This window comes from Flavobacterium sp. (genome assembly GCF_044361065.1).
Lineage (GTDB): Bacteria > Bacteroidota > Bacteroidia > Flavobacteriales > Flavobacteriaceae > Flavobacterium.
The window spans coordinates 1-3,228 of sequence record NZ_JBIKJI010000199.1; the positions used below are offsets into that span (position 1 = coordinate 1).

At 28.7% G+C, this 3,228-nt stretch carries 3 protein-coding genes and 1 pseudogene; 3 read left to right on the top strand and 1 reads right to left on the bottom strand.

Annotation, left to right across the window (positions count from 1 at the left end; translation table 11 throughout):
* Positions 1-5: 5 nt before the first annotated feature.
* On the top strand, positions 6-1,064 hold the full coding sequence (locus tag ACIQ11_RS09825; protein ID WP_396154469.1) for a cysteine desulfurase family protein: 1,059 nt from the start codon (positions 6-8) through the stop codon (positions 1,062-1,064).
* Positions 1,065-1,114: 50 nt separating this feature from the next.
* Here the strand turns inward: ACIQ11_RS09825 and ACIQ11_RS09830 are convergent, their stop codons facing one another.
* Positions 1,115-1,957 (bottom strand): DUF2911 domain-containing protein, encoded by an 843-nt coding sequence (locus ACIQ11_RS09830; protein WP_396154465.1) that lies wholly within the window; start codon positions 1,955-1,957, stop codon positions 1,115-1,117.
* Between the two features lie 131 nt (positions 1,958-2,088).
* Here ACIQ11_RS09830 and ACIQ11_RS09835 point away from each other — a divergent pair, with 131 nt between their 5' ends.
* Together ACIQ11_RS09835 and ACIQ11_RS09840 are read left to right on the top strand one after the other, a co-directional pair.
* Positions 2,089-2,823, top strand: coding sequence for a hypothetical protein (locus tag ACIQ11_RS09835; protein ID WP_396154467.1), 735 nt, complete (start codon positions 2,089-2,091; stop codon positions 2,821-2,823).
* Positions 2,824-2,947: 124 nt separating this feature from the next.
* Positions 2,948-3,228 (top strand): annotated as a pseudogene (locus tag ACIQ11_RS09840) (cell division inhibitor); the annotation flags it as partial.

Consider the following 3,228-nt stretch of genomic DNA (forward strand, 5'->3'; position numbering starts at 1 on the left):
AAACAATGATAGATGTGTTGCAAAACGATTTTGGAAACCCATCTTCTACGCATAGTTTTGGTAGAAGTGCGAAATCAATAATTGAAACCTCAAGAAAAACTATAGCTAAATATTTAAACTGTTCTGCTCAAGAAATCATTTTCACTTCAAGTGCTACCGAAGGAACAAATTGGATTTTAAGAGAAATGGTTAAAAATAATGGTATTAAAAAAATTATTACCAGCAAAATTGAACATCACGCCACTTTATATACGGTTTTAAATTTGCAAAAGGAATTTGGAATTGAAGTAGAATATATTTCCGTTCTGCCTAATGGGAATTTAGATTTATTTGATTTCGAACGAAAATTAGATGATAAAATTCCAACTTTAGTAACATTAATGCACGTTAATAACGAAATTGGAACGCAATTAAATTTAGATTCAGTTACTGCTATTTGTCAAAAATATAAAGCTGTTTTTCATTGTGATACCGTACAATCAATAGGCAAAACAACAATAGATTTACAAAAGACGCCTTTAGATTTTTTAGTAGCAAGTGCACATAAATTTCACGGACCAAAAGGAATTGGTTTTACTTTTATTAGAAAAAACCAATCTATGCAACCTATGTTTTATGGTGGTGAGCAAGAAAAAGGATTACGCGCTGGTACAGAAGCTGTACATCAAATTGCGGGTTTGGCAAAAGCATTTGAGTTGGCTAACGAACATATGACTGAAGAAACCAAATTTATTTCAGATTTAAAATCATATTGTATTTCTAAATTACAATCTAATTTTGAAGGTATCATAATTAATGGAGAAAATACATTTTATAATATTTTAAACGTATTATTACCCTTTTCAGAAGAAAAAACGGCGCTAATTTTATTTAATTTAGATATGAAAGGCATTGCGGTTTCCAGAGGAAGTGCTTGTCAGAGCGGTAGCGTGAAACCCTCACACGTTTTGGCTGAATTTTTATCTTCAGATGATATTAAAAAGCCTTCATTACGAATATCATTTAGTCATTATAACACAAAAGAAGAAATTGATGTTTTAATCGAAAGTCTAAAAACCATATAAAAAAAGCCATTCAATTTGAATGGCTTTTTTATGCTTAAGTAATATGGAATTTATTTAGACCACAATTCAATACTGTCTTTATTTTGTTTAATGTAATCTTCGTTTTTTTCTGCTGTTGCTCCTGCTAAAGATAATTTTGCAGTTTCAATAGCACCTTTTTTATCGCCTAATTTAAATTGAATTAACGATTTTAATCTGTAATACCAAAACGGAACTTTCTCACCTGATAAAGAAATTGCTTGATTCATCCAAAGTAATGCTTTATTTAAATCAGTATTAGATTGATAATAGTATTGTGCACTTGCATAATAGTCTTTTGCAGAAGGACCATTCATAACGTCTTCAATAGATTTTAAAACGGTTTTTTGTGTTGGAACTTCAATTTTAATAGATACGAGTGTTTTTTCCCAAGACAATTCTAAATTAGCAGCATCTGTTGTTACATTATTAAATGAAATAGTAAATGTTTCTACAAGTCGGTTTAAACTTTCTGGTTTCGCTGATGTTTTTAACGCAACTTTATCATCCATCCATTCTTCTGGTAAACCCCAATTATCGGTGTCTTTGTAAAATATAATATCCCAAGAATCTGCTTTTGGTGTAGTAAATAATGCATATGTTCCTTTAGATAAAGACTTTCCATTAATTGTAACATCTTGCGAAAAAGTAATCGTTGTGTTTTTATTTGCACCAGTTCGCCAATTTTTTCCATAAGGAACTAATTCTCCATAAACCGCTCTTCCTTTAGCACTTGGTCTATGATATTCCACACTAATTTGTGTCAAACCAACAGTTTGGTCAACTTTAGATACCGGACTTGCTTGTGGTGTAGCAATCTGTGCACTTATTACTCCTGAAATAAGGAATAAACTAAATAATATATATTTTTTCATAACTCAATATTTTTTGCTAAAATACTATTTTATTTTGTCATTCAAAGTTAATAAAATACAAAAAAATAAAAATCATTTTTTTGTTTACTAATAATTTATAAATTAGATTTGTAGAATAAATTCTACAAATTATGAAAAAAATTAAAATTTTATGTTTTGCGTTATTAATAATATCGCAATTAAGTTTTTCCCAAAAGAAAAAAATTGCAGTGGTAACTTTTTATGCCAACAAAATGATTTCATTTGAAGATTTAGGAATTGGTGTTGATGTTTTATTAGGAGATGTCTTAAAATTAAGAGATGACCCAAATTTCAATTTAAATCCAATTTTGAAACAATACCATAGTAACTTTTTCAACAATTATTCAAAAGAATTGCCTTTTGATCTTTTACCTGAAAGTGAAGTGTTAAATAACGCAGCTTATCAAGCATTTTTACCGAAATATAATTTACCAAATTATATGGCAAACAATTATTTAACAATCGATAAATACAAATACATTTACGAAGGAATTGGTGGAAAAGTTAATGAAGAAGGAATTGCAAAAATCTTTGCTGATAAAGCTGACGGAGTAATGTTTATAAATATTGATTTTGCTTTTGAAAAAGGTTTTGGAGTTGGAAGCACTTCAACTGTAAAAGTAAGAGCAACAACAAGAATGGCTTTATATAATAAGACAGGTGAAAAAGTGTTCGCTTTTTCAGAATCTGAACGTTCTAAAAAGACATCTGTTATGATAGGTGGTCTTCCAATTATTAGTCCTGAAAAGATTTTGCCAATGTGTGAAAGTGCTTTAACAGAATTAATGGGTGATTTAGGAAAAAGAATTGCTAAAATTGTTAAGAAAACAGAAATGAAATTATAATACTTATTTTATTTAATAATATAAATGCCTTAAAAATTTTAAGGCATTTTTTTTGAATTATTTTGTTTAATATTTTAATTATAAAATTAAACAAATGTATATTTGCAGTATTAAATTTATTAAAATGAAAATATACAGATTAGCCTCCAAACAAAACTTACCCATTTCTAAAAAAGAAGCTTGGGAATTTTTATCAAGCCCAAAAAATTTAAAAGCAATTACACCAGAATATATGAGTTTTGATATTTTGAGTGGTGCAGATAGACCTATGTTTGCTGGTCAAATTATCCAATATATTGTTACGCCTTTGTTAGGAATTAAAACTACTTGGGTTACCGAAATTACACACGTAGTTGAAGGAGAATATTTTGTAGATGAGCAACGATTTGGACCTTACGCATTATG

Excerpts from the sequence above, each read along its gene's own strand:
- ACIQ11_RS09825 (WP_396154469.1), top strand. The coding sequence starts at position 6 with ATGATAGATGTGTTGCAAAACGATTTTGGAAACCCATCTTCTACGCAT.
- ACIQ11_RS09830 (WP_396154465.1), bottom strand. The coding sequence starts at position 1,957 with ATGAAAAAATATATATTATTTAGTTTATTCCTTATTTCAGGAGTAATA.
- ACIQ11_RS09835 (WP_396154467.1), top strand. The coding sequence starts at position 2,089 with ATGAAAAAAATTAAAATTTTATGTTTTGCGTTATTAATAATATCGCAA.